This is a genomic window from Ensifer sp. ENS08 (assembly GCF_014852195.1).
Taxonomy (GTDB): Bacteria; Pseudomonadota; Alphaproteobacteria; order Rhizobiales; family Rhizobiaceae; genus Ensifer; species Ensifer adhaerens.
On the sequence record NZ_JACVBF010000005.1, the window covers coordinates 238,263 to 264,796 of the forward strand.

Sequence of the window (26,534 nt, forward strand, 5' to 3'; positions counted from 1 at the left end):
GCGTGTGCGCTACTCGCTTTGGCGGAAATTGCGGATGCGATCGAAAAGGACTGCAAGGATTATCGCGCCGCCGATGAATGTCCCCTGCCAGAACGCATTGATGCCGAGAAGTCCGAGGCTATTGCGGATCACCTCGATGAGTGCCGCACCGACAAGTGCGCCGAAGGCAGTACCTGCGCCGCCAGCGAGATTAGCGCCCCCAATCACTGCCGCAGCGATGACTTGCAACTCCATGCCCGCTCCAATATTGGTCGTCACAGCACCCAGCCAGCCGGTCTGAATGATGCCGGCGATGCCAGCCGACAGCGCCGAGATCATATAGACGCAGACCTTGATGGGTCGTACGGGAAGGCCCGTGGCAACGGCCGCCTTTTCGTTGCCACCAATGGCGTAAATGTAGCGGCCGATCCGCGTCCACCGCAGCACGAAGCCGGTCAGGAGCGCCAGCACGATCATGTAGATCACTGGATTGGCGATACCGAAGACCGCCCCACCGCCCAGCGCCAGCAGCTTGGCATGATCGGGGCCAAATTCGAAGACGACAGTATTGTTGGACGCGACCATGGCCAGGCTCCGGGCAACCGAGAGCATGCCGAGCGTTACGACAAAGGGCGGAAAGCCGAGATAGGCAATCAAGATGCCATTGAACGCGCCGATCACTAATGCCGTGGCGACCGAGACGGCAATGCCCGTCCCTATGCCGTATCCCGCATGCATCGTGACTGCAAGTACCATACTGCACAGGCAGAGCACCGACCCTACCGATAAATCAATCCCACCGGTGATGATGACAAGCGTCATCCCGAGCGCGATGATTGCGATGAAAGTGACGTTGCGGGTGATGTTGTAGAGGTTCTTTGCCGTTGCGAAACTGTCGGTGGCGAATGACAGGAAGATGCAGGCGAGAATGACGGCGACCAGTACCCAGAAGGTCTGGCTGCCCAGGACTGTTGCTGCGAGCGTGCGCTGCCTATGGGCTATCGTCTCGTGCAGCGTCGTTGCCATGTTAACCTCGCGTTCCTCCGGCGCAAAAGACCCAGATCGTTTTCCTCTATCCACCCTCAATGGCGCCAGTAATAAGCCCTGTCACCTCTTCCGGAGAGGTCTCGATGATTGGCTTGTCCGCCACCTTTCGGCCTCGGCGCATGACAACGACGCGATCGGCGACATCGAATACGTCGGGCATGCGATGGCTGATAAGCACAACCAGAATGCCACGATCGCGCAGTTGTCGGATGAGATGGAGCACTTCAGCGACCTGGCGCACGGAAATGGCCGCGGTCGGCTCGTCCATCAGAACGATTTTCGCCTCCGAAATCATCGTACGCGCAATCGCCACCGCCTGGCGTTGACCGCCCGACATCTGTTTCACGAGGTCGCGTGCTCTGGTCTCGGAACGGAGTTCCTTAAAGATCTCCGCGGCCCTCCGGTACATTGCCTTGTAGTCGAGCACGCCCAATGGGCCGATGCCCCGCCTCAGTTCGCGTCCGAGAAAAACGTTCGCCGCCGCGGTGAGATTGTCACAAAGGGCAAGATCCTGGTGCACGATCTCAATTCCGAAGTGCCGCGCCTCGACCGGGCGATGCAGCACGATTTCGCTGCCATTGAGGCGCATCGTGCCTTCGCTCGGTCGAAAGTTGCCCGCAATCATTTTGACGAGAGTCGACTTGCCGGCGCCGTTGTCGCCCATCAATCCGACAACCTGGCCCGCCTCTAACGACAGCGAAATGTCATTGACGGCCTGTATGGCCCCGAAGTGCTTGGAAATATTGCTGAGTTCTAGCAGCACGACCAGCCTTCCAAACTCCCAAGACGCGCGGCCTTCACCAAGGCGCGTCACAATATGCCCGCCCCTTGAGTGAGAGATTGCTTATTTACGCAAATCATCACAACCGCGTCAATGATCTCTCGTCTGATAAACCTTATTTGTATGACAATTAGACATTGACGAAAGTCGCAATCATATATTAGCTACTACTGGGAGATAAGCATGCTTATCCTTGTCACCGGGGCAACGGGCAAGGTCGGGCAGCACCTCATATCCACGCTGCTTGACCGACCACGTTTTTCGAAAGCGCGCATTCGCGCGCTCTGCCACAACCGCGTGCTCAATCCAAGCGAGCGCCTCGAGATTATCCGCGGCTCCATCGCCGATCGCGCGGTCGCTGACGCCGCGATTGCCGGCGCGACCCATATCGTGCATCTGGCGACCTGCAAGGAAACGCCCGCCGACGTCATGGATGTGACCGTCAAAGGTCTCTTTTGGCTGCTCGAAGCGTTCAGAATGAGCCCAACAGCCCGGCAGTTCATTCTGATCGGCGGCGACGCCGCGGTCGGCCATTTCTTCTATCGCCATGAAGGACCGATAACCGAGGTGACACCGCATCGCGCCTATCCCGGCAGCTACGCGCTCTCCAAAGTCCTCGAGGAGGTGATGGTCGAGCAGTACTCAGTCCAATATGGGATGAACGTCTGCTGCCTGCGTGCGCCGTGGATCATGGAAAAGGACGACTTCAGGCACTCGCTTTCCTTCGGCGACGACGTTTTCGGTGGACCGGACTGGAAGACGTATTTTCCGCCCCATGAAGCCAGGCGCCACGCAAAGGCCGGAACCGTACCATTACTGCGCGATGCCGACGGAAGACCGCTCAAGCGCAACTTCGTCCACGTCAGCGACCTTGTGTCAGCGATCCTCAGCACGATCGACAATCCGCACGCAGAGCGTCAACGTTTCAACATCGCCATGGATCGTCCGGTCGATTACGGCGAGGTCGCAAGCTATCTCGAACGCACGCGCGACCTGCCGTCGGTCGATGTTCCAAGCCATTTCCACTCAAACTGGTTGGACAACAGCAAGGCAAAATTCCTGCTGGACTGGCAACCGGAATACGATCTCGAAAAGCTTATCGACCAGGCCTTTCAATACGAGCGTCCACCAAGTGACCCTCGTATCGTCTGGTATCCGGGTTGATTTGTGCCGCGGACAGAGGGTGTCCGCTTGTTTCAACGGGAGGATAAAATGAGGAAAGCATTGGTGCTCGCAGTCGCAGCGCTGGCGCTGGCCGCCGGCCCCGCCGGCGCCCAGACGAAAAAGCAGCTCGTCATCGTCGTCAAGGGTCTCGACAATCCCTTCTTCGAGGCGATCAATCAGGGTTGCCAGAAGTGGAACAAGGAAAACACAAGCTCGGAATATGAATGCTTCTATACCGGCCCGGCGTCGACTTCCGACGAAGCAGGAGAAGCGCAGATCGTCCAGGACATGCTCGGCAAGCCCAGCACGGCTGCGATCGCCATTTCGCCTTCAAACGCCAAGCTGATCGCCCAGACGTTGAAGTCGGCAAACCCGACAGTCCCGGTCATGACGCTTGACGCCGACCTTGCCAAGGAAGATGCGGGCCTGCGAAAGACCTATCTTGGTACCGACAACTATACGATGGGCGCGCGGATCGCGGACTACATCAAGAAGGCAAAACCGAACGGCGGCAAGATCTGCACGATCGAAGGGAACCCTGGCGCTGATAACATCCTGCGCCGTGCTCAAGGGATGCGTGACGTGCTGACCGGCAAGGACGGGCTGGCCGAGCTAAAGGGTGAAGGTGGCTGGACCGAGGTTGCTGGCTGCCCGGTCTTTACCAATGACGACGGCGCCAAAGGCGTGCAGGCGATGACGGACATTCTTGCGGCCAATCCCGATCTCGACGCCTTCGGCATCATGGGTGGTTGGCCACTGTTCGGTGCGCCGCAACCCTATCGCGATCTGTTCAAGCCAATGGCAGACAAGATTGCGAAGAATGAATTCGTCATCGGCGCGGCCGATACGATCGGAGAGGAAGTGGCGATCGCCAAGGAGGGTCTCGTGACCGCACTTGTCGGCCAACGACCCTTCGAAATGGGCTACAAGGCGCCATCGGTCATGCTCGACCTGATCGCCGGCAAGCCGGTAGACGATCCGGTATTTACCGGTCTCGATGAATGCACCAAGGATACGGCCGATACCTGCATCCAGAAATAGGAACGGTGGCCGGAGCGCCCTTTGACGGCCTCCGGCGCCTCCGCCCCATGAGCAGCGAGCGCGGTCAGCACGCTTGACGGCCGGCCGCGACTCCTTGCAACGACCCCGCTTGGAAGTTCCCTTCGGCGAACTATCATCGACAAGACCATTCCCCAATTTTGCAAAGCACGGAGAGCGCAATGACCAAGCGGATCATCTTCACCGGAGGTAGCGGCAAGGCTGGCCGCCATGTCGTGCAATACCTCCTCGAGCAGGGCCATCAGGTGCTCAACCTCGACACCAAGCCCCTCGATAACCCGAAAGTACGCACGCTGATCACCGACATTACCGACAGCGGCCAAGTGTTCAATGCGCTGTCGAGCTACACCGGCCTGCACGAATTCGACCCGTCGCTTGCGCCGCAACCGATCGATGCCGTTGTTCATTTCGCGGCGATCCCGCGCATCCTGATCGCGCCTGACAATGAACTCTTTCGCATCAATGTGATGGGCACCTACAATGTCATTGAGGCCGCGACGAAACTTGGCATCCGCAAGATCGTCATCGCATCCAGCGAAACGACCTACGGTCTCGTCTTCGCCAATGAGCCACGAAACCCGCACTATTTTCCGCTCGATGAGGACTATGACGTCGATCCGATGGACAGCTACGCGCTCTCCAAGGTGGTGAACGAAAGGACCGCGCGCGCCTTTGCGCTCAGAAGCGGAGCCGACATCTATGCATTGCGCATTGGAAATGTGATCGAGCCCAACGAATACCACCTTTTCCCAGGCTGGTTTACCGATCCTGGATTTCGAAAGCGCATCGCCTGGAGCTACATCGACGCGCGGGACCTCGGCCAGATCACCCTCAGGGCCATCGACACGGATGGTCTCGGGTTCCAGATCTTCAATGCAGCGAACGACGAGACGTCTTCAGACCTTCCGACGCAAGAGCTGATCGACCGGTTCTATCGGGGCGTACCGGTCAAAGGACAGCTTGGCGAATACGAGACACTTCTGTCGAACCGGAAGGCGCGCGCGATGCTCGGTTTTCAGCCGCAACACAGCTGGCGGACCTATGTTGGCGGCAGGTGACGCAATGCGTGGCTAGAGGGTTCGAGATACGAGAAAAGATGAATGGCTGAACAGCGACCAGAAAAACGCTCCGCAGGCTCGGGTACCGCGGAGGCGGCGCGTGCGACCCGACGGCTCGACGCGCCGCGCATGTCAGGGCCGAGCGTTCATATGTCGCTTGCCGAAGATATCGGGCTCAGGATCGTGCGTGGCGACTATCCTCCGGGAACGATCCTGCCGAACGAGGCCCAGTGGACGGAAATCTTCAATGTAAGCCGAACCGCTGTCAGGGAGGCGATCAAGATATTGATGGCCAAGGGGCTACTCGCATCGCGTCCAAAAATCGGCAGTTGGGTGGAGCCGAAGGAGCGTTGGAACCTGCTCGACCGCGACGTCCTGAGTTGGTACGCACACTCGCCGGATCGGATCCAGTTCCTCAAGACCGTACAGGAATTTCGTCACATCATCGAACCGGAAGCCACCGCCCTTGCAGCGATCCGCCGCAGCGAAGAACAGATGGCCGAAATCACCGAGGCACTGAGAGACATGGGGCAAGCGACAACGCTGCAGGCTCGCACCCAAGCTGACACGCGCTTCCACCTCGCGATCCTGCGCGCTTCCGGAAATGACCTCCTCATTCCGCTCGGGACGTTGATCGAATCCGCACTCAACCACCTTTTCCTGCTGGTAACCCGGAACGACAGCACCCTCGTCCATGCCCTTAGGCTCCATGAGAACATCGAGAAAAGCATTCGGCTTCAACGCCCGAACGCGGCCCGTAACGCCGTAAGGCGACTTTTAGCGAACACCGATGCACTCATTGCGCATTCAGAGCGCAACATGTGAGCTCAGGGCGCGCCGCACGTCGTCGTGAACAAACTGCTGCTGAGAGCTACCCATGCGGTGGACCGGCTAAGGCCCCCCGCGCAGCGTCAGGCCGAGGATCGCGATCGTGACAGCCTTTTACGGCTCGTGGCGTTCACGCAAATTCCGCGTATCGCGCGACATTGTGCTGCAACAAGGCGAGCATCGTGTCGCGCAACGGATCTCGCACCGCTTTCATCCAGGCGGCTGAGAGGGGTAGTCGATGCATCGGCGATCCCGATGGATGAGCGAGCGGGATGTAGCTGACACCTGACACAGCAAGTTTCGAGGTCCAGCGTGGAACGATGGCGGACCCGATTCCGGCGGCAACCAGATTGATTATCGTCTGCTTTTCATCGGCTATTTGTGCGACGCGGGGACGCATGTCAAAGTCCGCGAACAATCCCATTGTGAGGTCATGACTGTGCGGTCGCGAGCGGCGTTCTGGCACGATCAATGGCTCTTCCGCCAGATCCTGGACGGTAATTTCAGACCGTCCAGCAAGAGCACTCCCCATTGGTACCGCAACAACTGCCGTTTCATGAAACAGCAACTGCACATTCAGGGTGCGGCTGATCCCATCGCGAGGACGGATCAAAACAAGGTCGAGGCGCCCGGCCAACAGTTTCGGAATAAGCCGGACAGACTTGTCTTCAATGATCTGGGTGATGACATCAGGCGCCGCCTCCCGAAAATCCTGCAAGAGCAACGGTAAGAGACCGGCGGCAGCACTATCGATCGCGCCGATGCGCAGTATGGCGGACGGCCTGTGTCGGGCTGCACGAAATTTTTCGGCGACTTCGTCAAGCCGCCCCAGGAGCGGCCGCACTTCTTGCAAAAGCGACACGCCGTCATCGGTCAGGCTCACGCTTCGGGTTGTTCTACTCAACAACTGCGTTCGCAAAGATTCTTCCAGTAACCGGATGTGCCGGCCGAGCGAAGCAGGCAGCATGCCCGTCTTCTGGGCAGCTCTTCCAAAGTGCAGTTCTTCGGCGACCGCGACAAAACACCTGAGCTGTTCGAGTTCCACCCCCACGCCCTCCATTATATCAATAAATTATATAATTGCATGAACCTTCATGCGCAGGAAAGGAGAAACTAACCTTCTCGACAAGCGCGAGAGGACGCGCCGGGTTCGAACATAGGGAGGAGCTTGTTTTGACGAGCGACCGGGAGACGCGCGTATTGCGCAAAATCACATGGCGCATCGTGCCATTCATCATGGTTCTCTACCTGATCGCATTCATCGATCGCGTGAACATCGGCTTCGCGTCTTTGACGATGAACCAGGACCTTGGATTTTCATCGACCGTCTTCGGCGTGGGCGCGGGCATCTTTTTTCTCGGCTACTTTCTTTTCGAGGTGCCGTCGAACCTCATTCTCCACAAAGTCGGCGCCCGCATCTGGATTGCCCGGGTGATGATTACTTGGGGCCTGGTATCGGGTGCGATGGCGCTGGTCCAAGGCACGACGAGCTTCTACACCCTGCGCTTCTTGCTGGGCGTGGCCGAAGCTGGGTTCTTCCCAGGCATCATTCTTTATCTGAGCTATTGGTTTCCTGCGCGTCGCCGAGCGGCGGTCACCGCGATGTTTATGGCAGCTGCTCCGCTTGCAACAGCCATCGGGTCGCCGATTTCTGGCGCCCTTCTCGAGATGCACGGCATCTGGGGCCTGGCCGGCTGGCAGTGGATGTTCATCATCGAAGCTGTTCCGGCGGTAATCTTCGGTGTGGTCGTATTGTTTTTCCTGACGGACCGACCGGAAAAGGCAAAGTGGCTTACCGACGACGAGCGTGCTTGGCTTGTGAAGACCATGGAGCAGGAACAGGCCGGCAAGGTGAAGGCAAGCCACGGCATCTGGGCAGGGCTCGCTGATGTAAGGGTCCTTGCACTTTCGCTCATCTACTTTGGCACGTCAGCAGGTCTCTACACGCTCGGAATCTGGGCACCACAGATCATCAAGAGCTTTGGCCTTTCGTCTTTCCACGTTGGTTTGATCAATTCCATTCCAGCTGTTTTTGCTGTGATCGGCATGATTGTCTGGGCACGCCATTCCGACAGGACCGGCGAACGCACTTGGCACGTTGTCGGTTCCTGTCTGCTGGCTGCCGCGGGCCTTGTCTTTGCAACCGGTGCGACGACTGTGTTTGCCGTGATGATCGCCCTGACGCTTGTGAACATCGGGATCAGCGCCTCCAAGCCGCCGCTGTGGAGCATGCCGACGATGTTCCTCTCAGGCCCGGCCGCAGCCGCTGGTATCGCCACCATCAATTCATTGGGCAACCTCGGCGGCTTCGTCGGCCCCTCGATGATCGGCTGGATCAAGGACACGACAGGGAGTTTTGCCGGTGGTCTCTACTTCGTCGCGGCACTGCTCGTGATTTCGGCAGTGGTCACTCTGATCCTTGCTCGCGGGGCCTCCCGCGAGGCCACTCCGACGGCTTCCATTCAACATTGAAATCCAGATTGGAGAACAACAATGCGCGAATACAAAATTGCAGCGATACCGGCCGACGGAATTGGCCCGGAAGTGATCGCAGCGGGTCTTCAGGTCCTTGAGGCGCTGGAGAAGCGTAGCGGCGACTTCAAGATCCACTCCGAAACCTTTGACTGGGGCTCGGATTACTACAAAAAACATGGCGTCATGATGCCGGCCGATGGTTTGGAGACACTCAAGAAGTTCGACGCAATCTACTTTGGTGCGGTTGGTGCGCCGGATGTCCCCGATCACATCACGCTCTGGGGCCTGCGTCTTCCAATCTGCCAGGGCTTTGACCAGTACGCCAACGTCCGACCGACCAAGATACTCCCAGGAATTACTCCGCCGCTGCGCAACTGCGGGCCAGGCGACCTGGACTGGGTCATCGTTCGAGAAAATTCCGAAGGCGAATACTCGGGCCACGGCGGTCGCGCCCACAAGGGGCTGCCGGAGGAAGTTGGCACCGAGGTTGCCATCTTCACACGCGTCGGCGTTACCCGCATTATGCGCTACGCCTTCAAACTCGCCCAGTCGCGGCCGCGCAAGCTCTTGACCGTCGTCACCAAGTCGAACGCGCAGCGGCATGGCATGGTCATGTGGGACGAGATCGCTGCCGAAGTTTCGAAGGAATTCCCGGACGTGACCTGGGACAAGATGCTAGTCGACGCGATGACGGTGCGCATGACGCTGAGGCCGGAAAGTCTTGACACCATTGTAGCGACCAACCTGCATGCCGACATCCTATCGGATCTCGCCGGCGCCCTTGCTGGTTCCCTCGGCGTCGCACCGACTGCCAATATCGACCCGGAGCGTCGCTTCCCATCAATGTTCGAGCCGATTCACGGCTCAGCTTTCGACATCACCGGCAAGGGCATCGCCAACCCCATCGCCACCTTCTGGACGGCCGCCCAGATGCTCGAACATCTTGGAGAAAAAGACGCTGCGACAAGACTGATGACGGCTGTCGAACGCGTCACCGAGGCAGGCATCCTCACCCCTGATGTCGGCGGCACCGCCACCACACAGCAGGTGACCGATGCCGTTTGCGAGGCGATCGCCGGCTCAAACATCCTCGTTGCTGCCGAATGACCTTTAGCGATACATCCGCCCGCGATGCGCTGCGTCAAATGTTCGACGCAGCGGTCACCAGCGCGGATCCGGTTAGAGTGGTGTCAAACCACCTACCGGATCCGCCCAAGGGCCGCTGCATCGTGATCGGAGCCGGAAAGGCTTCGGCTGCGATGGCGGCGGCACTCGACGCCGCATGGAGCGACGTTGAACTTTCCGGACTAGTCGTGACGAGGTATGGCCATGCAGTTCCTGCCGGGCGCATCGAAATCGTCGAAGCGGCCCATCCGGTCCCCGACGCGATGAGCGTTGAGGCGGCGACACGTATCCTTGAGAAGGTCCGCGACCTTGGGCCGGACGATCTGGTCATTGCCCTGATTTCAGGCGGCGGTTCCGCTTTGCTGGTTGCTCCAGCCGGCAACATGACGTTGGCCGACAAGAAGGAGGTCAACCGGATGCTGCTTGCCAGCGGTGCGACGATCTCGGAGATGAACACCGTTCGAAAGCAGCTTTCAAACATAAAAGGCGGACGGCTCGCGCAGGCAGCATATCCTGCAAGGGTCGTCACGCTCGTGATCTCCGACGTGCCGGGCGACAACTCTTCCGAAATTGCCTCGGGACCCACTGTCTCCAACGAGACGGGCGTTGTCGAGGCTCGCGAAATCGTCGCGCGCTACAAACTCGCTCTTCCACCGGAAGCGATCGCCGTTCTCGACGGTGGCGGCTCCGCGGCGGCGAGCGCCCCGATTAACGCAGAAACGCGGCTGATAGCCTCACCGTCCACAGCCCTGCATGCGGCGGCACAAGTTGCGCAATCTCACGGGATCCGCCCCTTGATCCTTGGCGATGCGCTTGAGGGAGAAGCGAGAGAAGTCGGTACAGTCTTTGCCGGCATCGCGCTCTCCGCGCGCGACAAGGGCTTACCGGTTGCGGGACCAGCCGTGCTCCTGTCGGGCGGAGAAACGTCCGTGTCCTTGCCGAAAGGCTCGACCGGACGTGGCGGCCGCAACACCGAATTCCTGCTGAGCCTTGCGATTGGCTTGAGTGGTGCAAATTCGATCTGGGCAATTGCCGGAGACACAGACGGTATCGACGGTGTCGAGGACGCTGCGGGTGCTTTCGTCACTCCTGACACCCTTACCCGTCTGCAGCAAGTCGGCATTGCTCCGCGCACCGCGCTTTCACAACATGACAGCTACACCGCATTCAAGGCGATTGGCGACCTTGTCGTCACCGGGCCAACACTCACAAACGTCAATGACATACGCGCAATCCTGATCGGATAGAAATCATGCTCCCACGCAGCAACCGCAAGGCCAAGATCGTTGCGACGGTCGGGCCGGCTTCAAATTCGCCCGAAACGCTCAAATCGTTGTTCCTCACCGGCGTCGGACGGACTTTCAAACTGTCATCGTCAGCGGATTCCCGTTCGCGACTGAAGGCAGCACGAATAATCTCCGTGTCGCTCAGATCGGGAAAGCATGATCCTCGAAGCGGGTCGAGCCACCGCTGAGAACCGACGAGTTGGCCGGGAACGCACGGCCGAGGCGTCGGCAGGCTCCTTTTTTGGCGGTGCGCGCCTGGATAGTTTGGGCTTCAATCGGCAAGGCGGCGCTGGGTATCGGCATCGAAAAGATGCATGCTGCCGGGAGCAAAGCTCAGTCCGACCCGGTCGCCTGCTCTTGCGACCGATCGGCCATTGAAGACCACCGACAGCTCGGGCGTGGTTGCCATTGTCAGAAAGCACGTCGCACCGGTCGATTCGATCATTGCCACTGGTGCTGAGAGAATGCCCTCATCGGCTGCCGCAAGTTCGATATGCTCCGGACGCAAGCCGACGCTCAAGGCCTGTCCTGGCTGCACCGTCCGGTTAAGGGCGATCGTTTGTTTGGTACCGACATCGAGGATGATCGAGCGTCCGTCCGGACCGCCGACCGCGGGCAGGAAATTCATGGCAGGAGATCCAATGAAGCCGGCCACGAACTTGTTAGCCGGCCGGTCATAAAGCTCAAGCGGACTGCCCTGTTGTTCGATGACGCCGTCACGCATGATGACGACATGGTCCGCCATTGTCATCGCTTCCACCTGATCGTGCGTGACATAGACCGACGTGGCGCCCAGCCGATCGTGCAGCGCGCGGATTTCTTTGCGCATATGAACGCGAAGTGCGGCATCAAGATTGGAGAGCGGCTCGTCGAACAGGAACGCCTTTGGGTGCCGGATAATCGCCCGGCTCATCGCTACGCGTTGCCGCTGACCCCCGGAAAGCTCGCGCGGGTAGCGCGCCAGGAGATGCGTGAGCCCGGTGACGGCGGCAACTTCATGTGCCGCCTTCTTGCGTTCGGCCTTGGCAACGCCCCTGATGCGTAGGCTATAAGTCAGGTTTTCCTCAACCGTCATGTGCGGATAGAGCGCGTAGGACTGGAACACCATCGCCACATCGCGCTTGCGCGGCGGCACTGCATTCATCACCTCGCCAGCGATCTTGAGCGTACCGGACGATATGCTCTCCAGGCCCGCCAGAGACCGCAACAACGTCGACTTCCCGCAACCTGACGGACCGACGAGAGCTGTAAAGCTGCCTTTGCGGATCGAAAGCTCGATGTCCTTCAGCGCATGGTAGGCACCATAATACTTGTTGACGTTCCTTAGTTCGATCTGGGCATTCATTTGAGCGCTCCCGAGGTAAGACCAGAGACGATGCGGCGTTGCAGGAGGACGAAAATGGCGAGGATCGGCGTCACGTAGATCGCCGCGTAGGCCATGATATTGTTCCATTCATTGGTGTTTGGCCCCATGAAGGAGTTCAACCCCACGCTTGCCGGTTGCAGCTCGACGGCCTGGATCATCGATTTCGAATAGACGAACTCGCCAAAGGCCTGCATGAAAATCAGGATCGCACTGACGAGGATGCCGTTGCGTGCGAGCGGCAGGACGATATTGAAGAATGCGCCGACCCTGGAGTTGCCGTCGACAAGGGCTGCTTCCTCCAGTTCCTGTGGCACGCTCATGAAGGTCGCGCGCACCAGGACGACGAAGAACGGCATGCTCTTGGCCGCAATCGCCAGGATGACGGCAAGCCGCGGATAGTTGAGCAACCCAACTTGCGAAAAGCCCACGAAAATCGGCGTCACCATCAGCGACGCCGGAAGGACCTGCAACATGAGGATGAGGAAGAGCCCGATATCGATCCAGATGTTGCGATAGCGCGCCAGCACGTAGGCGCAGCCAACACCAAGCACGGTGATGACGCTGACCGCTCCGCAGGCGATGACCAAGGAGTTCCAGATGTACCGGCCCATGTTCCGGCTCTGCCACACGTTGCCGAAGATTTGCCACTGGGGATCGCTCGGCCAGAAGGTCGGCGGAGTGGCAAACATCTCCGACCCCGATTTGATCGTGGTGATGTACATCCAGTAGAGTGGGAACAGATAAAGGCCGGCGAGAATGATCGCGATTGCGAGAAGCAGGCGATCCTGGGATACATTGCTCATCCGCGCACCTCATGCCGTGTCGAACGCACGTAGACGACAGAAGCGATCATCACAAAGACGATCATGATCACCGAGATCGTCGCGCCCTTGGCGAAATCGTACTGCCGGAAAGACAGATCCCAGGCCCAGTATTGCGTGACGTTGGAGGCATTGTTCGGCCCTCCGGAGGTGATCGAGGCGAAAAGATCGAACTGCTGCAGCGTGAAAATGAGCCCGAGCGCGATGATGGCCCCTATGGACGAGCGCATCATCGGCAGCGTGATCGTCCAGAAGCGTTGCCAGACATTGGCACCATCCAATTCGGACGCCTCATAAAGGTCCCGCGGAATGGCCGACAGACCGACGGACATCAGGATCATGTTGAAGGAGGTACCGAGCCAGATATTCGCGATTATGACGGCCCAGAGCGAGTAACCGGGATCCGAGCGCCAGAAGATATTACTGTCGATGAGGCCCGTTTCCCTCAGTATGAAGTTGAGCACGCCAAAATCACCCGACAGGATCCAATTCCAGATCGCGCCAACCACGAGGCCAGGCATCACCCAGGAAACCAGAAACAGACCCCGCACCCACGAGGCGCCTGGAAAATTTGTCCAAAAGAACAGCGCCAGTCCAAAGCCGACGAGGAACTGACCGGCGATCGAGGCGACGACGAAAGTCGCGGTATTGGCCAGGATCGGCCAGGTTTCCGGCTGGGCGAAGAGATCGCGGTAGTTCTTGAGACCGACGAACGGGCGCCAGAAGCTGCCGAGGCTGAACATGTCCACCTCCTGGAAGCTCATGGCGATGTTGTAGAGCAGTGGCAGGCCGGACAGGGTTAGCAGGAAGGCGAGCGGCAGGCTCACGAGGCCGATATCGAAGCCGCGGCCGTCGATGATGCTGGATAGAAGGCGTTTCATGAGCTCCTCCGCCGCCAAGGCCTCAGCGCATTTGGGCTGACGCAGCTTGGCCTGCAAACTAGACAACCAGAACCACGCCGGCATAGCCGGCATGGTTTTTGCGGGTTTCCGTCCCAGCGCCTCAATGCGATCGAGCGCTTGCGGAAGGCGGCCCGGCTCTCCGGTTCAGGCGGGATGCCTCTGGGCCGCCTTGGCCAAGACTTTAGCCCAGGACTGCCTTTATCTTTTCAGCAGCCTGGTCGAGTGCTTCCTTCGAGCTCATCTGTCCCGTCAACGCTGCCTGGATTGCATCCTGGATTGCCTTTGAGATCTTCGGCCATTCCGGGTGCGGGCCGCGCGGCTTTGCGTATTTCAACTGCTCATTGAAGACCTTAAGGGCCGCGTCCTTGAGCGGCACGCCAGTCTCCGGAATAGCGATGTCGGAACGGGCGGGAAGCTGGCCGAAGTCCTTGAACATGCGATCGTCCTGCGAGACGAAGTACTCGAGCACCTTGAACGCTTCGGCAGGGTGTTGCGTGTTGGAGAATATCGCCCAGTTGAAATCGCCCATGGCCGATGAACGCTCCGCACCGAGCTCAGGCACGGGCAACAGAGCGACACCCCAATCGAACTTCGCCTCCTTGACCATCCGGTCGAGCTCCCACGGACCGGAGATGACCATGGCGGCGTTGCCGGAGTTGAAGGTACCGGTCGAATCCCACTGTCCGCGGGTGAGCGTGTCCGGCGACGCCAGCTTCTCCGTAATGATGGTCTTCCAGATGTCGAGCGCCTTGACGGCGCCATCCGAATTGATGTGCTCGTAGCCACCACCGGCCATTTGGGCCCAGGGGAGAAACTGGAAGGTCCCCTCCTCGTTCGCCTTAGCTGAAAACGCGATCCCATAAACGTTGGCCGCAGGGTCCGTCAGCTTGCGAGCCGCATCGACGAGTTCGTCCCAGGTTTGCGGCGGCTTGGAAGGATCGAGGCCCTTCGTCTTGAACATGTCCTTGTTGTAGTAGAGCGCAATCGTGTTCGTGGCCTTGGGAAGACCGTAATTCTTGCCATCCCACATGGTGGAGGCGAGCGGGCCAGGGAAATAGGTCGACGTCTTGACCACCGTCGACTTGGCGATCATATCGGTGAGATCGAGGAACGCGCCGCGCGACGAAAAAAGCGCATGCTCAGGATTGTCGATAGCGATGATGTCGGGTGCCTGCCCGGTCGAATAGGCGCGCATCGCCTCGCTGACGACGTCGTCAAACTGGATCTGGCGGTACTCGACCTTGATGCCAGTGTTCAGCTTGTTGAAGTCCGAAATCAAGTTCGGTGCGGGTTGAATATCGCGATCGAGCGACCAGACGCTGATCGTGACATCCTCCGCCTTGGCGGTGAGGCCGAATAGAGAGACACCTGCAAGGGCGAGCGCGCCCAGGATTGCGGATCCGCGGATAGCCATTTTCTCCTCCTTTGATTATCCCCGAGCCGGCATCCTCCATGCCGGCCAACATGCACGTCTCAGACCGGATCGATGACGAAGTCGCCGCCCCGGCACGTTTTGAGGTAATTCAGGCCGTGAACCTGGCCGGTCATCTCCAGATCGTCGCGATAGACCGGGTCATGCCAGCCTTCGATATCGATCGAGCCGGACCAACCAGCCAGCCGAAGTTCGGAGATCACGTCGGTCCAGTTCGTGTCGCCAAAGCCGGGCGTACGCATGAAGACGAATTTCTCTTTGCCGAAGATCCCGTGTTCACGGATGACGTCCCAGCGGATGGTCGCGTCCTTGCCGTGCACGTGGAAGATCTTGCTTGCCCATTTGCGGATCTGCGGCAGCGGATCGATCAGATAGACCATTTGATGGCATGGCTCCCATTCGAGCCCGATGTGGTCGTCTGGCGTCTCGTTGAAGATCAGTTCCCAGGCATCCGGATTATGCGCGATGTTCCAATCGCCGGTATGCCAGTTGCCGTCCATGGCACAGTTCTCGAATGCAATCCTCACGCCCTTGTCGGCGGCACGTTTCGACAGCTCGGACCAGATTTTCCTGTAACGCGGCAGGCTGTCGGTCAAAGGCTTGCCGCGAAGGCGGCCGGTGAACCCGGCAACGCAGGTCGCGCCGAAGTGGTGGGCATTGTCGATGCAGTCTCGCCAGCCCTGCAAGGTCTCTTCGTCGATCGCGGTCGTCTCCAACGGATTGCCGAACATGCCGATCGTGGAGATGGTGATGTCACGATCGCCGACCGCCGCAACGCAACGCTTGCCGAGGTCGGCGAGGTCCTGGCCATTCGTCGTTTGCCAGAAGAAGGGCTCGAAACTCTCGAAGCCCATGCCCGCGATCTGGGCGATACGCCTGTCGGCACCGCCCTTCGTGGCAGAGATCATCGTGCCAATACGGATGGATTTGCTTGGGTTGATCAAAATAGGCTCCCTAGGCTGCAATGGTGACGCGTTTGCCATCCCGCGCGCTGTCGATCGCGCCGAAGACCATGGCAAGGCTCTTGATGTTGTCGCTGCCGTCGGTTTCCGGCACGGTTCCCGCGTCGATCGCGCGGATGAAATTCTCGATCACGCTGGCATGCCCGTTCGTATCGGCGAGATCTTCGGTATCGGGCACCGCGACCGGTTCAACGGTGCGCATGAAGCCCTCCTGACCCGTAACGACTTTGGCGTCAAAGCGATCGCCGCCATCCCAAAGCAAGGTGCCCTTCGAACCGGTGATGCGCCACGCGCTCTCCCAACTGGTGTTGGCACCCTCAGCGCACCAGGAACCGCGATAGGTGAAGGCGACATTGTCGGAGAACTCGAAGATCGCATTGGCGGCCGCGCCATGGCGATACCAGGAGCCCTTGGGATTGTATTCGTGGCAATAGACCGCGAGCGGGTCCTTGCCCGACATGAAGCGCGCTGCATCGAAGGTGTGGATGGCCATGTCGAGCAGCAAGACATTGTCCATCTGCTCGCGAAATCCTCCGAAATGCGGGCCGAGGAAGAAGTCGCAATGCAACGCCGTCAGCTCACCGAGAACGAGCGACTCGATGAGGCGGCGTATGCGCCGAACACCGCTGATGAAGCGACGGTTTTGAACGATCGCATGGATCCGCGAGGCCGCTGCAGCAAGTCGACGCAATTCGCGTGCCTCGCCGAGCGAGGCGGCCATGGGCTTCTCACTCAAAACGTGGCAACCATGCGCAAGTCCGGCGGCCACCACCGCACGACGTGCGGCCGGAACGACGATGTCGAACAAAAGATCTGCGCGGCTCTCGCGAAGCACGGTCGGCAGGTCCGTTCCGATAACGATGCCGCCAAGGTTAAATTCGGTAGCGAGCGCCTCAGCAGTCGCCTGGTCGAGATCGACGAGGCCAACAATCTCGACTTTCACGCGAAGAAGTTCGCTCTCCGTCAGCGCCCTCAGCCAGCCTTTGGCCATAGCTCCGCACCCGCACAAAACGGCCCTGTATCGCACGTGATTTCCTCCAAGAAACGGAAGCAGCAACTCCTCAATTGGCTTCCGTAAACGTTTACGATACTATGCGGCAAAGGGTTTTTATGTCAAGAGGTGTGAAAATGACCAGTCGCGGGTCTGGGGAGGAACGCGGAAAAATGAAGGGGATTCGCGAGCTTGCCGAACACCTCGATATCTCGATCGGGACAGTATCCCGGGCGCTGAACGGTAAGCCCGACGTCAACGAAGAGACCCGAAAAAGGGTGCTCGAAGCAGCCGAGTCCCTTGGTTATGTCGCCAACCAATCGGGCCGTGCGCTCCGCAAGGGCGCGACCGGCGTCATCGGCTTCATGATGCAGACCGGCTCCGAAATCACCGGCCAGGGGGACACATTCTTCATGAGCGTCTTCGACGGTGTCCAGACCGTCTTTGCTCGTCACAAGCTCGACCTCGTCGCCCTGCTCTGCTCCTCTGAGGAGGATCCGAACGACTACTTGAAGCGCGTTGTCGCGCGCGGTTTTGCCGACGGCATCATCCTTTCGGCAACAAGGCGACACGATGCCCGCTTCGAGCTGTTGTCCAAACGCAAGATCCCGTTCATCACGCTCGGACGTAGCCTGACAGATGTCGGTCAACCCTGGCTTGATCTGGATTTCGAGGGCATGGCTGAGGCATCGATCGATCGGCTGGTTGCGCACGGCCACAAGCACATAGCGATTACGCGGCCGCATGACGACATGAACCTGGGCTATGTGTTTGAAGATCAGTGCCGCGCGACCCTGGCCCGACATGGGCTTCACCTCGACGAGCGTCATGTATTCCGCTCAACCCCGAACGAAGCGGGAGGGTATCAAATCGCCCGGGAACTGAGTGCGCTTGAGACCCGTCCGACGGCGATTGTGCTCATCAACGAAGCAATCACTGTCGGCCTTTATCGCGGACTGGTGGAAGCCAGCATAAAGCCCGGACGGGACATGGCGATCATCGGTCGTCAAAGTCCGCATTCGCAATTCCTGTCGCCCCGATTGACGGCTTTCAGCCTGTCCCTACGCGATCTTGGCATAGCACTTGCCGAATCCCTGCTTGGTACGATGCCGGCTTTTGCCGACATTTACCCGGTGAGATCTGCGCGGTTCCTCTGGCCCATGACGCTCGTCCCGGGTGAGAGCGACTGATCGACACGTTTGCTGACACTTTCGGCGAAGGCCATCATCAGCGGACCGACGCCCTTGGGATCGTCGCTCACCAGCCGTTCTGCGAGGTAGTAGCCGGGCGTACCGTCCCTGTACGTGCCTTCGAAGCCTCCGAGACCTGCAACGCAGACGATCGTCGTCAGCCTGGTTATGCCCTGGGCGTCGGCAATGAGCCGCATAGAGAGCAGAGCGTCGAGTGCGCGGCGGCCGGCCGCGATTGTCTCTGACGCTCGATCAGGTTCGACGAGCCCAAGGCGTGCGGCGCGGATCAGCGCATAGGCAAACATGGCGGAGGCCGAGCTTTCCTCGTAGTTGCCTTCGAGGTTCGGTGCGTCAAGCACCTGCATCCAGAGGCCAGACGATGTCTGCCGCGCCATGAGTTCCACCAAAAGCTGGCGTGCCCTCAGCCGATGAGGACCGGAGATTTCGTCATCAGGTAGAAGCGCCAGCGCATCCACGAGCGCCATCGCCAGCCAGCCAACAGCGCGTGCCCACACGGCAGGCGATTTGCCTGTCTCCGGATCGGACCACAGCTGTTTTCGGCTGTCGTCGTAACCATGAACATAGAGGCCGGCCGGGGTCGCCGTTAGCGAAAGCGCCGTCGAAAATTGCCGAAGGGCGTCAGTAACAAGCGCCGGCCTATCCGTGGCCAGCGCATATTCGATTTGAAACGGCAGGCCCATATAGAGCCCATCGAGCCAGACCTGGTGTGGGTAGCGCTTCTTGTGCCAGTAGTTGCCCTGGGGGATGCGCGGATGGCTTTCGAGTTGACCAGCCAGATGTTCTGCCGCCGCGAGATAGCGGGCGTCGCCGGTATCCCTGGCCAAGGCAAAGAGCGATCGTCCGGCGAGAATGTGGTCGATATTGTATTCTGTGGGATCGTAGCCGAGGAGTGAGCCATCGGGCCCGATTTGCCGATCGGCCAGCCGGTGAAGATGGTCCATCCAACGTTTCTCGCCCGTCGCCTGAAACAGCAGCTGAAGGCCTCGGTAGAGGCAGCCGTCTTCGTAACACCAGCTCCCGCCCTTGTAGGGACTGTAGCGATGCGCGAACTGGTCGAAATAGTCGGTCGGGTTCATGGGATCTCTCACTCGAAGTGCGTTGATATCGCGGCGGTGCTCAGGAGCGCCGGCTCGTCGCAATCGACGTCCGCTTGTTCCGAGACGATCGTTTCATGCCGCATCGGTCGGATCCCGTCGGCCATGACAGGAGGAGCGGCTGTGGCCTCGTAGTTGAAGGAGACGATCTTGAGCCGACGAATTTTGATGTTGCGGATTGGGGCCTCCGGCAGGCCAAGGAAGGTACCGGCGACATGGGCCAACTTCCGGATCTCGACATTCTCGATCGTGACGCCGTCGATGACAGGCGTGCCCACATCGACTGGAGCCGGCTGGCGGGATTGCACCCAGGCGTCGTGGCCGTCGGCATCGCAATGGTAGTGTGCGTTGGCAGAAAGCGCGGTCTCGACGCCGTCCATAAGAACGCTGCGCATAGCGATATCGGTGATCGCTCCACCACGGCCGCGCCGCGTCTTAAGGCGCAGGCCGCGATCTGTACCGACCATGGCGCAATTCTCGATCGAAACGTCGTGCACGCCGCCAGACATTTCCGAACCAATGACGAGCCCCCCGTGGCCACGCTCCATCAAGCAGTGGCTCACCCGCACGCCACGCGTTTCGCTCAAATGGTCATCCTCACCATTTGGGCCGCGTTTGCCGGCCTTCACGGCGATGCAATCATCCCCGACGGAAAAGCGCACGCCGGTGATTGTCACGTCGCGACAACTTTCAGGATTGAAGCCATCGGTATTTGGGCTGTCGAACGGAGCGGAAATGAATAGTCCTGCCGCCGTCAATTGCCTGCAGCCCTGCGGGTGGATCGTCCAGGAGGGCGCATTCCGGATGGCAAAGCCAAGGAGCTGCACATTTGAGCAGGAAACGAGATGAAGGCCGCGCGGGCGGCGTGCACCGTCACGCGTTTCTTTCGGCCAGGTCCACCAGTCGCCCCTATCACCGGAACCGTCGAGCGTGCCCTGCCCCTCGATTGTCAACTCTTTCACGCCAACGGCATGGAGCGGAGCTGCGAAACAGTCGGCCGGAAGGCCTTCCCAGCTCCCCAACATCCGGCCGGACGCGTCACGGGCGGGCAGGATGGGCCATCCGCGCCGCACCGACGGCGCTCGCAAGACCGCCCCTTGGGAAAGGTGGAAAGTCATGTGGCTCTTGAGTTTGACCGGAAATGCCGTCCAGACCCCAGCCGGCACCCTCAACGTACCGCCCACCGGAACCGCAGCAACGGCCTCTCTCAAAGCAGCCGCATTCCGGCGGGCACCGTCGAAATCCTCGGGAAGAACATCAAGGACAAGACCAAACTCGGCGGCGTCGACGAGCCCCGCGCAGGACGGGGTGTCAAACTCGACCGCTTCAAACCCTTCCGCTTCGAAGCAGTAACGTGTGCGAGGTTGAAGCTCGTGCAGCAGAGGCACAGCAAGGGAGGTCTCTCCCTGCCGCATCTGATTGTCCCCGTCGGACGAGGAAAGGCGCCACTTCGCTGTCGCCGGCAGGTGGTATAGCGCTCCGCGTGCCGCCAGGCAAAACGCCGCCGTTCGCGCCGACAGCGCGATGATGGATGGTCGGGTCATGATCTCTCTCGTGTAGGCTTCCCGCAGGGCGCAGGGACGCCCGCCGCGACAAGCAACGGCGGGCAGTCTTAGCGATCAGTCAAACTTGGCGAGAACGTCGTTCACCGTATCGATGATCTGTTCTGCCGCCTCCTTGGCATCGAGCTGCCCGTAGGCGTATTCCTCGAGCGTATCGATGAAGGCGGCGCGGATCTCTGGGTGTTCATTGAACGGCGAAACCGTCGGCCCGCCGGCGGCCAGCACGATGGCATTGGCGGCCCGCACCTCGGGCTCGCCCTTTTCACCAAGGCGAGCGGCAGCGGCCTTCGACGCCGGCAGGCCGCGAGAGGTACCGAGTGCATCGATCCCCTCCGGCTCGTTCAACAGGCAGTTGACGATTTGCGCCGCAGCCGCTGGGTCCTTCGAATTCTTCGAGATCGAGAACACCATGGAGGGCTTGCGATAGACGCCGTCCGTTACCGCATCAGCAAGCTTGAGCATCGGCACGGGCGTCAACACCTGACCGTCCTTCAACGGGTCGGCATACTTGGAATAGGTCGAATCCCATTCATAGGAACCGGCGACCTTCCCCTCGGCCCAGGAGGGTTTCTCGAACAGATTGACGTTGCCGTCGGCGGCCTCTTCCTTCTGGGAGCGAATGGCGCCGGTCTCGACCAGCTTGCCGAGGAAGGAAATGCCTTCAGCCAGCTCCTCAGGTGTCCAGGCGACACGGTTGGTCTCAGGATCGACGAGATCCTTTCCGGTCTTCTGGACGACGGCCAATGTCGTTAGAAGTTGCGCGGTCTCCTTGACGGCGTTGAAGGTGTAATAGTCCTTGCCAAGCTTCTCCTTAATCGTTGCCGTCGTAGCGAAGAACTCTTCCCAGGTTTTCGGGATAGGCACCCCGGCCTTCTCGAAGGTCGTGGCGTTGAAGAAGAAGACGCGGCCGGTGGTCGAGACGGAAAGCCCCTGCAAGACGCCGTTCATTGAGGCCGCCGCGAGATCGGCTTCGCTCCAGTTGGAAAGATCGATCGCCTGGAGCGTCCGCAGGTCCGCAAAACCGTCACCATTTTTCGAAAACAGCGGCAGCCACGGCCAATTGACCTGCACGATATCGGCCTCGGTCTTGCCGGCCATTTGGGTCGTTAACTTTTCGAGGTAGCCGTCAAAACCAGTGAACTCGCCTTTGACGGTATGGCCATATTTTTCACCGCAAGCTGCGATCGCCTTCTGGGTGGCAACGTGGCGGCTCTCGCCGCCCCACCACGCCATGCGTAGCTCAGCGGCGTGCGCTGCCGTGGCGAGCGCGAGAGCGCCATATGCAACGCTGGCGAGCGCAGCGATCTTTACTGTCATTCTCATTGGTTTCTCCTCCTTGAAATTGAACGACGCATCGCCTCCTCAAAGCGACACGTTGCGGCCATCGGTCTTGTCGAAAACATGAAGCTTTCTGGGGTCCGGGCGCAGCCGGATCAGATCGGAGCGGCCAAGAGCCTCGAATTCGGCGGCGCCCACTACACTCACCAGCTTTCGACCCTCGAGATCGGCGTGAAGGTAGACTTCATGGCCCATGAACTCGGCATTCGTGAGTTTCGCTGTGAACGCAGGGCCGTCGGTGGCGAGTGAGAGGTGCTGCGGGCGCATGCCGAGCACCGCCTCTGCCGGCCTCGCCGAGAGCCTTGCTTGAAGGTTGGAGCCGAGCGGCAGGCGCTGGGTCCCGATCGAAAGATGCCCGTCGACAAGTTCGGCATCGACAAGGTTCATCTCGGGGCTGCCGATGAAGCCAGCGACAAAAAGGTTCGCCGGGCGATTGTAGAGCTCCTTCGGCGCGGCGACCTGCATGATGTGGCCCGCCTGCATGACGCAGATGCGGTCGCCCATCGTCATCGCCTCGGTCTGGTCATGTGTCACGTAAATGACCGTTGAGGATAAGCCTTCGGCCTTGAGCTGGCGGTGCAGGTCGGTGATGCGGACACGCATCGAGGCACGCAGCTTGGCGTCGAGGTTGGACAGCGGCTCGTCGAACAGGAAGACGCCGGGCTTCTTGATCAATGCACGCCCGAGCGCCACGCGCTGGGCCTGGCCGCCGGAGAGCTGCTTCGGCAACCGATCGAGCAACGGCTCGATTTCAAGGATCTTGGCTACGTGAGCGATAGCCGCGTCGATCTCCGCCTTCGGCTTGCCGGCAATCTTCAACCCGAAGGCCAGATTGCCGCGCACTTTCATGTGCGGGTACAGTGCATAGTTCTGGAACACCATTGCGATGGAGCGTTTGCCGGGCGGCAGGTCGTTAACCCGCTGGTCGCCGATCACGACCTCGCCTCCCGAAATCTCCTCGAGCCCCGCGACCATGCGCAATGTGGTGGACTTGGCGCAGCCAGAGGGACCGACGAAGACCATGAACTCGCCATCCTCGATATCGAGATTGATCCCGTGCACGGCCTTGAATGCGTTGCCGTAGACCTTTTCGAGGTTCTTCAATTGGACCTTAGCCATGTTCAGCCTTTGACTCCCCCAGAGGAGATCCCTTCAATGAAGTACCGTTGCGCAGCGAAGAAGACGACCAAGGCAGGCGTGATCGTCAGCACCGACATTGCGAGAATGCGGTTCCATTCGAAGGCTTCGGTGGTGTCGATGGAAAGTTTGAGCGCGAGGCTCACGGGATATTTGTCGACCGATGACAGGTAAATCAGCGGTCCCAGGAAGTCGTTCATGGTCCACATGAACTGAAACAGGCAGACAGAGATCAGCGCCGGCGCGAGCATCGGCACGACGATGTAGACCAGCGTCTGGAGACTGTTTGCGCCGTCAACACGAGCGGCCTCTTCCATATCCGCCGGAAGCGAGCGCAGGAACTGCACCAGCATGAAGACGAAGAAGGCATCGCCCGCAAAGGCGGAAGGTACCCAGAGCGGCAGGAACGTGTCGAGCCAGCCGAGATCGCGAAAGAGAATATACTGCGGAATGCGGGTTACAACATTTGGCAGAAGCAGGATGGCAATGACCGAACCGAAGAGGATCTTCTTCAGCGGAAAGTCGAACCTTGCGAAGGCATAAGCCGCCATCGTGCATGAGATCGCCGTACCGATGACCTTGGGCAGAATGATCAGGAAGGAATTCCAGAAGAACCGGCCGAACGTATAGGGCGTCGACGTCTGCCAGCCCTTTACATAGCCGTCAGCCGTCGGATTTGCCGGCATGAAACCAGCACCAGAAAAGATCTCCGAATTCGTCTTGAAACTCGCGCCTACCAGCCAGATCAGCGGGTAGAGCATGACGAACCCAACAGAAAACAGAAGCACATAGCGAACCGCCGTGGAGATCAGGCGGACCCTTGCCCTGCGTGCAGCCACGCGATCGTTGAGAGCTTGAAACTCGGTCATCTCGTCAGCTCCTCTTGTCGCCGGCGTAATAGACCCACTTCTTGGAGGACCAGAAGGCAACAAGGGTCAGCACAGTGATGATGGCGAAGAGCACCCAGGCGATAGACGAGGCGTAGCCCATGTTGAACTTCTTGAAAGCCTCGTCATAAATGTAGATCGGCAGTAGATAGGTCGCCTTGAGTGGGCCGCCCTGGGTGATGATGTAAGGGCCGTTAAACTCCTGGAACGCCTGAACCATCTGCATGATCAAGTTGAAGAAAATAACCGGCGTTAGCAGCGGTAGGGTGATCCAGAAGAAGGTGCGCACTTTGCCGGCGCCGTCGATGGCGGCCGCTTCATAAAGTGACTTGTCGATCGATTGAAGGGCGGCAAGAAAGATCACCATGGCCGAGCCGAACTGCCAGCAGCGCAGCAGCGTGATGGTGAAAAGCGCATTCACGGGATCGCCGAACCAATCGACGGGCGCGATACCAAGGGTCGAAAGCGCCATGTTCGCAAGGCCCTGCGAAGCGAAGACATAACGCCACAAAACGGCAATCGCGATCGACCCCCCAAGGATTGAAGGCACATAGAACGCCGTTCGAAAAAGACCGATGAATTTCAACCTGTGGTTTAGAATTGCAGCGATGAAGAGCGCAAAGGCGAGCTTCAAAGGCACGGTAATGAACACGTAAAGCAGCGTTACGTTCAGCGACTTGATGAAAGTCCGGTCGCGGGTAAACAGCCGCTCGTAGTTGGCGACACCTGTCCAGCGCGGCTCGCTCATCAAGTCGTAACTCGTGAAGCTGAGATAGAATGAGCCGATGAACGGAATGGCCGTGAAGATCAAGAGGCCGATAATGTAGGGCGCCAGATAGCCAAGCCCTAAAAGACGATGCCCTTTCATGCCGGCCCTCCCGGACGGCACTGCAGAGCGGCCATTTTAGATACGGTTTCGTACAAATTACGCTCCCGGAACGGCGCAGACAGGCGCAGGCTGTAGCCTCCTTCCCGTCCGCTGACCGATCTCCTCCCAGTTCGATGCGGTGCGTGCATGCATTTCTGCGATGACATTCACGTATTTTTGTCGCAGAATGAATTCACAAAGGCGAGGAAAAAGATGGACGAAATTGAAGGTGGAATTCTCTCAGCTATTCCACCGGCGGCGCTGACGCTTAATCTGACCCGCGCTGCTATCCGGATGGAGCATTCGCAGACTTGGCGCATCGACAAGTCGAACCCGGTCGACGACCTCGTCATCTGCCTTGAAGGGCGCGGCCACTATCTGGTCGACGGCGAGCCACGCGTGATGGAGCCGGGTGATGCCATGCTGATTTCGCGCGGCCAGCGCTTCATCGGATGGAGCGAGGGACCGGAGACGTATCTTGGCCTCGCCCAGCATTTCACTCTTGATATTTACGGCCGCCACAACCTGGTCGAGCAGATGGATTTGGTGCCGAAGTTGAGACTGGCGCGGTGGGGGTTGCTTGAGCCGTTGGCGCGCCACTATCGTCAAAGCGCGCCGCCCTCTTCCGTGACGCTTGGCCAGCACCACCTGTTCATGGTTCTGTTGATCGCTTTCATCGAGGATGCGTTCATCGGGTGGCGAGACCATGCCACCTACCAGCCCGAGGGGGCAGACGCGATCGATCTCGCTGTCATGAAGGCCGCAACGATGATCTCCGCCAATCCGCTCGACCCGGATATTGCGACGAAAGCGGTTGAGGCATCACCCTACAATCGCGATTATTTCCTGCGGGAATTCCAAAAGCGCGTGGCGCGCACGCCGCGCAAGTACCAGGAACTGAAACGCATGGAGCGGGCGATGCACTTTCTCGAAGCAGGGCTTTCGGTTTCCTCTGCGGCCGCGGAAGTCGGCTATCCCGACCCCTACTACTTCTCACGCATGTTCAAGCGAACTCTGGGTCTCAGTCCACGCGATCACATGAAAAGGGTTCGCCAAAGCCGAGATGGCGGCCTCATGCACCTCGACGAGCGCGAACAGGCCCTGGTACTTGCCGACGGGCTTGCGGCCGACTAGCTCGAAGTGTGTTGGCGCTAAGCCGGA

At 59.4% G+C, this 26,534-nt stretch carries 24 protein-coding genes; 9 read left to right on the forward strand and 15 right to left on the reverse strand.

All coding sequences use genetic code 11. From position 1 onward, the window contains the following. Nucleotides 1–9 precede the first annotated feature (9 nt). A complete protein-coding gene (locus IB272_RS14735) occupies nucleotides 10–1,005 on the reverse strand; it encodes an ABC transporter permease (RefSeq protein WP_060516753.1) in 996 nt (331 codons plus the stop codon). 46 nt (nucleotides 1,006–1,051) lie between these two features. Then, nucleotides 1,052–1,843, reverse strand: coding sequence for an ATP-binding cassette domain-containing protein (locus IB272_RS14740; protein WP_226020917.1), 792 nt, complete (start codon nucleotides 1,841–1,843; stop codon nucleotides 1,052–1,054). 147 nt (nucleotides 1,844–1,990) lie between these two features. Between IB272_RS14740 and IB272_RS14745 the strand changes: the two genes are divergently transcribed. From IB272_RS14745 to IB272_RS14760, 4 genes are all read left to right on the forward strand, one after another. After that, nucleotides 1,991–2,971, forward strand: a complete 981-nt coding sequence (locus IB272_RS14745) for an NAD(P)-dependent oxidoreductase (protein WP_192444520.1) — start codon at nucleotides 1,991–1,993, stop codon at nucleotides 2,969–2,971. A 48-nt stretch (nucleotides 2,972–3,019) separates the two neighbouring features. After that, nucleotides 3,020–4,012, forward strand: coding sequence for a sugar-binding protein (locus IB272_RS14750; protein ID WP_060516756.1), 993 nt, complete (start codon nucleotides 3,020–3,022; stop codon nucleotides 4,010–4,012). Between the two features lie 179 nt (nucleotides 4,013–4,191). After that, a complete protein-coding gene (locus IB272_RS14755; protein ID WP_060584408.1) occupies nucleotides 4,192–5,088 on the forward strand; it encodes an NAD(P)-dependent oxidoreductase in 897 nt (298 codons plus the stop codon). Nucleotides 5,089–5,217: 129 nt separating this feature from the next. Beyond that, nucleotides 5,218–5,913 carry a FadR/GntR family transcriptional regulator gene (locus IB272_RS14760; protein ID WP_226020918.1) on the forward strand — a complete coding sequence of 232 codons (696 nt, stop codon included), beginning with the start codon at nucleotides 5,218–5,220 and terminating at the stop codon, nucleotides 5,911–5,913. A 133-nt stretch (nucleotides 5,914–6,046) separates the two neighbouring features. Here IB272_RS14760 and IB272_RS14765 read toward each other — a convergent pair whose 3' ends face one another. Next, a complete protein-coding gene (locus IB272_RS14765; RefSeq protein WP_034798776.1) occupies nucleotides 6,047–6,961 on the reverse strand; it encodes a LysR family transcriptional regulator in 915 nt (304 codons plus the stop codon). A 128-nt stretch (nucleotides 6,962–7,089) separates the two neighbouring features. Between IB272_RS14765 and IB272_RS14770 the strand changes: the two genes are divergently transcribed. From IB272_RS14770 to IB272_RS14780, 3 genes are read left to right on the forward strand one after another with little or no spacing between them, the layout of a single operon-like run. Beyond that, nucleotides 7,090–8,388 carry an MFS transporter gene (locus IB272_RS14770; protein ID WP_192444521.1) on the forward strand — a complete coding sequence of 433 codons (1,299 nt, stop codon included), beginning with the start codon at nucleotides 7,090–7,092 and terminating at the stop codon, nucleotides 8,386–8,388. A gap of 21 nt (nucleotides 8,389–8,409) precedes the next feature. Beyond that, the gene (locus IB272_RS14775) at nucleotides 8,410–9,498 is read left to right on the forward strand and encodes a tartrate dehydrogenase (protein WP_034798686.1); all 1,089 of its coding nucleotides are present in this window, start codon (nucleotides 8,410–8,412) and stop codon (nucleotides 9,496–9,498) included. Then, nucleotides 9,495–10,763 (forward strand): glycerate kinase, encoded by a 1,269-nt coding sequence (locus IB272_RS14780; RefSeq protein ID WP_113189540.1) that lies wholly within the window; start codon nucleotides 9,495–9,497, stop codon nucleotides 10,761–10,763. Before IB272_RS14775 ends, IB272_RS14780 begins: the two co-directional genes overlap by 4 nt. A 310-nt stretch (nucleotides 10,764–11,073) precedes the next feature. Here IB272_RS14780 and IB272_RS14785 read toward each other — a convergent pair whose 3' ends face one another. The 6 genes from IB272_RS14785 to IB272_RS14810 form a co-directional block, all read right to left on the reverse strand. Beyond that, nucleotides 11,074–12,147, reverse strand: coding sequence for an ABC transporter ATP-binding protein (locus IB272_RS14785; RefSeq protein WP_034798682.1), 1,074 nt, complete (start codon nucleotides 12,145–12,147; stop codon nucleotides 11,074–11,076). Continuing rightward, nucleotides 12,144–12,971, reverse strand: a complete 828-nt coding sequence (locus IB272_RS14790; RefSeq protein WP_192444522.1) for a carbohydrate ABC transporter permease — start codon at nucleotides 12,969–12,971, stop codon at nucleotides 12,144–12,146. Before IB272_RS14790 ends, IB272_RS14785 begins: the two co-directional genes overlap by 4 nt. Then, nucleotides 12,968–13,870, reverse strand: a complete 903-nt coding sequence (locus IB272_RS14795) for a sugar ABC transporter permease (protein ID WP_060584395.1) — start codon at nucleotides 13,868–13,870, stop codon at nucleotides 12,968–12,970. Before IB272_RS14795 ends, IB272_RS14790 begins: the two co-directional genes overlap by 4 nt. A 202-nt stretch (nucleotides 13,871–14,072) precedes the next feature. Next, nucleotides 14,073–15,305, reverse strand: coding sequence for a sugar ABC transporter substrate-binding protein (locus IB272_RS14800; RefSeq protein ID WP_034798675.1), 1,233 nt, complete (start codon nucleotides 15,303–15,305; stop codon nucleotides 14,073–14,075). Between the two features lie 59 nt (nucleotides 15,306–15,364). Beyond that, complete coding sequence (locus IB272_RS14805; RefSeq protein ID WP_034798673.1) at nucleotides 15,365–16,267, reverse strand: sugar phosphate isomerase/epimerase; 903 nt, start codon at nucleotides 16,265–16,267, stop codon at nucleotides 15,365–15,367. A gap of 10 nt (nucleotides 16,268–16,277) precedes the next feature. Next, on the reverse strand, nucleotides 16,278–17,312 hold the full coding sequence (locus tag IB272_RS14810; protein ID WP_082936614.1) for a Gfo/Idh/MocA family oxidoreductase: 1,035 nt from the start codon (nucleotides 17,310–17,312) through the stop codon (nucleotides 16,278–16,280). A gap of 137 nt (nucleotides 17,313–17,449) precedes the next feature. Between IB272_RS14810 and IB272_RS14815 the strand changes: the two genes are divergently transcribed. Continuing rightward, complete coding sequence (locus IB272_RS14815) at nucleotides 17,450–18,466, forward strand: LacI family DNA-binding transcriptional regulator (protein WP_034798668.1); 1,017 nt, start codon at nucleotides 17,450–17,452, stop codon at nucleotides 18,464–18,466. Here the strand turns inward: IB272_RS14815 and IB272_RS14820 are convergent. From IB272_RS14820 to IB272_RS14845, 6 genes are all read right to left on the reverse strand, one after another. After that, the gene (locus tag IB272_RS14820; protein ID WP_060516775.1) at nucleotides 18,403–19,563 is read right to left on the reverse strand and encodes a glycoside hydrolase family 88 protein; all 1,161 of its coding nucleotides are present in this window, start codon (nucleotides 19,561–19,563) and stop codon (nucleotides 18,403–18,405) included. The two genes, IB272_RS14815 and IB272_RS14820, sit on opposite strands and share 64 nt — an antisense overlap. Nucleotides 19,564–19,571: 8 nt before the next feature. Then, nucleotides 19,572–21,125, reverse strand: coding sequence for a glycoside hydrolase family 28 protein (locus tag IB272_RS14825; protein WP_192444523.1), 1,554 nt, complete (start codon nucleotides 21,123–21,125; stop codon nucleotides 19,572–19,574). 75 nt (nucleotides 21,126–21,200) lie between these two features. After that, nucleotides 21,201–22,466, reverse strand: coding sequence for an ABC transporter substrate-binding protein (locus IB272_RS14830; RefSeq protein ID WP_192444524.1), 1,266 nt, complete (start codon nucleotides 22,464–22,466; stop codon nucleotides 21,201–21,203). 39 nt (nucleotides 22,467–22,505) lie between these two features. Beyond that, nucleotides 22,506–23,600 (reverse strand): sn-glycerol-3-phosphate ABC transporter ATP-binding protein UgpC, encoded by a 1,095-nt coding sequence (gene ugpC / locus IB272_RS14835; RefSeq protein ID WP_034798661.1) that lies wholly within the window; start codon nucleotides 23,598–23,600, stop codon nucleotides 22,506–22,508. A gap of 2 nt (nucleotides 23,601–23,602) precedes the next feature. Next, nucleotides 23,603–24,487 (reverse strand): carbohydrate ABC transporter permease, encoded by an 885-nt coding sequence (locus IB272_RS14840; protein ID WP_034798658.1) that lies wholly within the window; start codon nucleotides 24,485–24,487, stop codon nucleotides 23,603–23,605. Between the two features lie 4 nt (nucleotides 24,488–24,491). Continuing rightward, a complete protein-coding gene (locus IB272_RS14845) occupies nucleotides 24,492–25,373 on the reverse strand; it encodes a sugar ABC transporter permease (protein WP_192444525.1) in 882 nt (293 codons plus the stop codon). Between the two features lie 213 nt (nucleotides 25,374–25,586). Here IB272_RS14845 and IB272_RS14850 point away from each other — a divergent pair, with 213 nt between their 5' ends. After that, a complete protein-coding gene (locus tag IB272_RS14850; protein WP_060609433.1) occupies nucleotides 25,587–26,507 on the forward strand; it encodes an AraC family transcriptional regulator in 921 nt (306 codons plus the stop codon). Nucleotides 26,508–26,534 lie beyond the last annotated feature (27 nt).

What these genes read in the sequence shown, in the direction of transcription:
- IB272_RS14735 (WP_060516753.1), bottom strand. Translation starts at nt 1,005, where the DNA reads ATGGCAACGACGCTGCACGAGACGATAGCCCATAGGCAGCGCACGCTC.
- IB272_RS14745 (WP_192444520.1), top strand. Translation starts at nt 1,991, where the DNA reads ATGCTTATCCTTGTCACCGGGGCAACGGGCAAGGTCGGGCAGCACCTC.
- IB272_RS14750 (WP_060516756.1), top strand. Translation starts at nt 3,020, where the DNA reads ATGAGGAAAGCATTGGTGCTCGCAGTCGCAGCGCTGGCGCTGGCCGCC.
- IB272_RS14755 (WP_060584408.1), top strand. Translation starts at nt 4,192, where the DNA reads ATGACCAAGCGGATCATCTTCACCGGAGGTAGCGGCAAGGCTGGCCGC.
- IB272_RS14760 (WP_226020918.1), top strand. Translation starts at nt 5,218, where the DNA reads ATGTCAGGGCCGAGCGTTCATATGTCGCTTGCCGAAGATATCGGGCTC.
- IB272_RS14775 (WP_034798686.1), top strand. Translation starts at nt 8,410, where the DNA reads ATGCGCGAATACAAAATTGCAGCGATACCGGCCGACGGAATTGGCCCG.
- IB272_RS14780 (WP_113189540.1), top strand. Translation starts at nt 9,495, where the DNA reads ATGACCTTTAGCGATACATCCGCCCGCGATGCGCTGCGTCAAATGTTC.
- IB272_RS14785 (WP_034798682.1), bottom strand. Translation starts at nt 12,147, where the DNA reads ATGAATGCCCAGATCGAACTAAGGAACGTCAACAAGTATTATGGTGCC.
- IB272_RS14790 (WP_192444522.1), bottom strand. Translation starts at nt 12,971, where the DNA reads ATGAGCAATGTATCCCAGGATCGCCTGCTTCTCGCAATCGCGATCATT.
- IB272_RS14795 (WP_060584395.1), bottom strand. Translation starts at nt 13,870, where the DNA reads ATGAAACGCCTTCTATCCAGCATCATCGACGGCCGCGGCTTCGATATC.
- IB272_RS14800 (WP_034798675.1), bottom strand. Translation starts at nt 15,305, where the DNA reads ATGGCTATCCGCGGATCCGCAATCCTGGGCGCGCTCGCCCTTGCAGGT.
- IB272_RS14815 (WP_034798668.1), top strand. Translation starts at nt 17,450, where the DNA reads ATGAAGGGGATTCGCGAGCTTGCCGAACACCTCGATATCTCGATCGGG.
- IB272_RS14820 (WP_060516775.1), bottom strand. Translation starts at nt 19,563, where the DNA reads ATGAACCCGACCGACTATTTCGACCAGTTCGCGCATCGCTACAGTCCC.
- IB272_RS14825 (WP_192444523.1), bottom strand. Translation starts at nt 21,125, where the DNA reads ATGACCCGACCATCCATCATCGCGCTGTCGGCGCGAACGGCGGCGTTT.
- IB272_RS14830 (WP_192444524.1), bottom strand. Translation starts at nt 22,466, where the DNA reads ATGAGAATGACAGTAAAGATCGCTGCGCTCGCCAGCGTTGCATATGGC.
- ugpC (WP_034798661.1), bottom strand. Translation starts at nt 23,600, where the DNA reads ATGGCTAAGGTCCAATTGAAGAACCTCGAAAAGGTCTACGGCAACGCA.
- IB272_RS14840 (WP_034798658.1), bottom strand. Translation starts at nt 24,487, where the DNA reads ATGACCGAGTTTCAAGCTCTCAACGATCGCGTGGCTGCACGCAGGGCA.
- IB272_RS14845 (WP_192444525.1), bottom strand. Translation starts at nt 25,373, where the DNA reads ATGAAAGGGCATCGTCTTTTAGGGCTTGGCTATCTGGCGCCCTACATT.
- IB272_RS14850 (WP_060609433.1), top strand. Translation starts at nt 25,587, where the DNA reads ATGGACGAAATTGAAGGTGGAATTCTCTCAGCTATTCCACCGGCGGCG.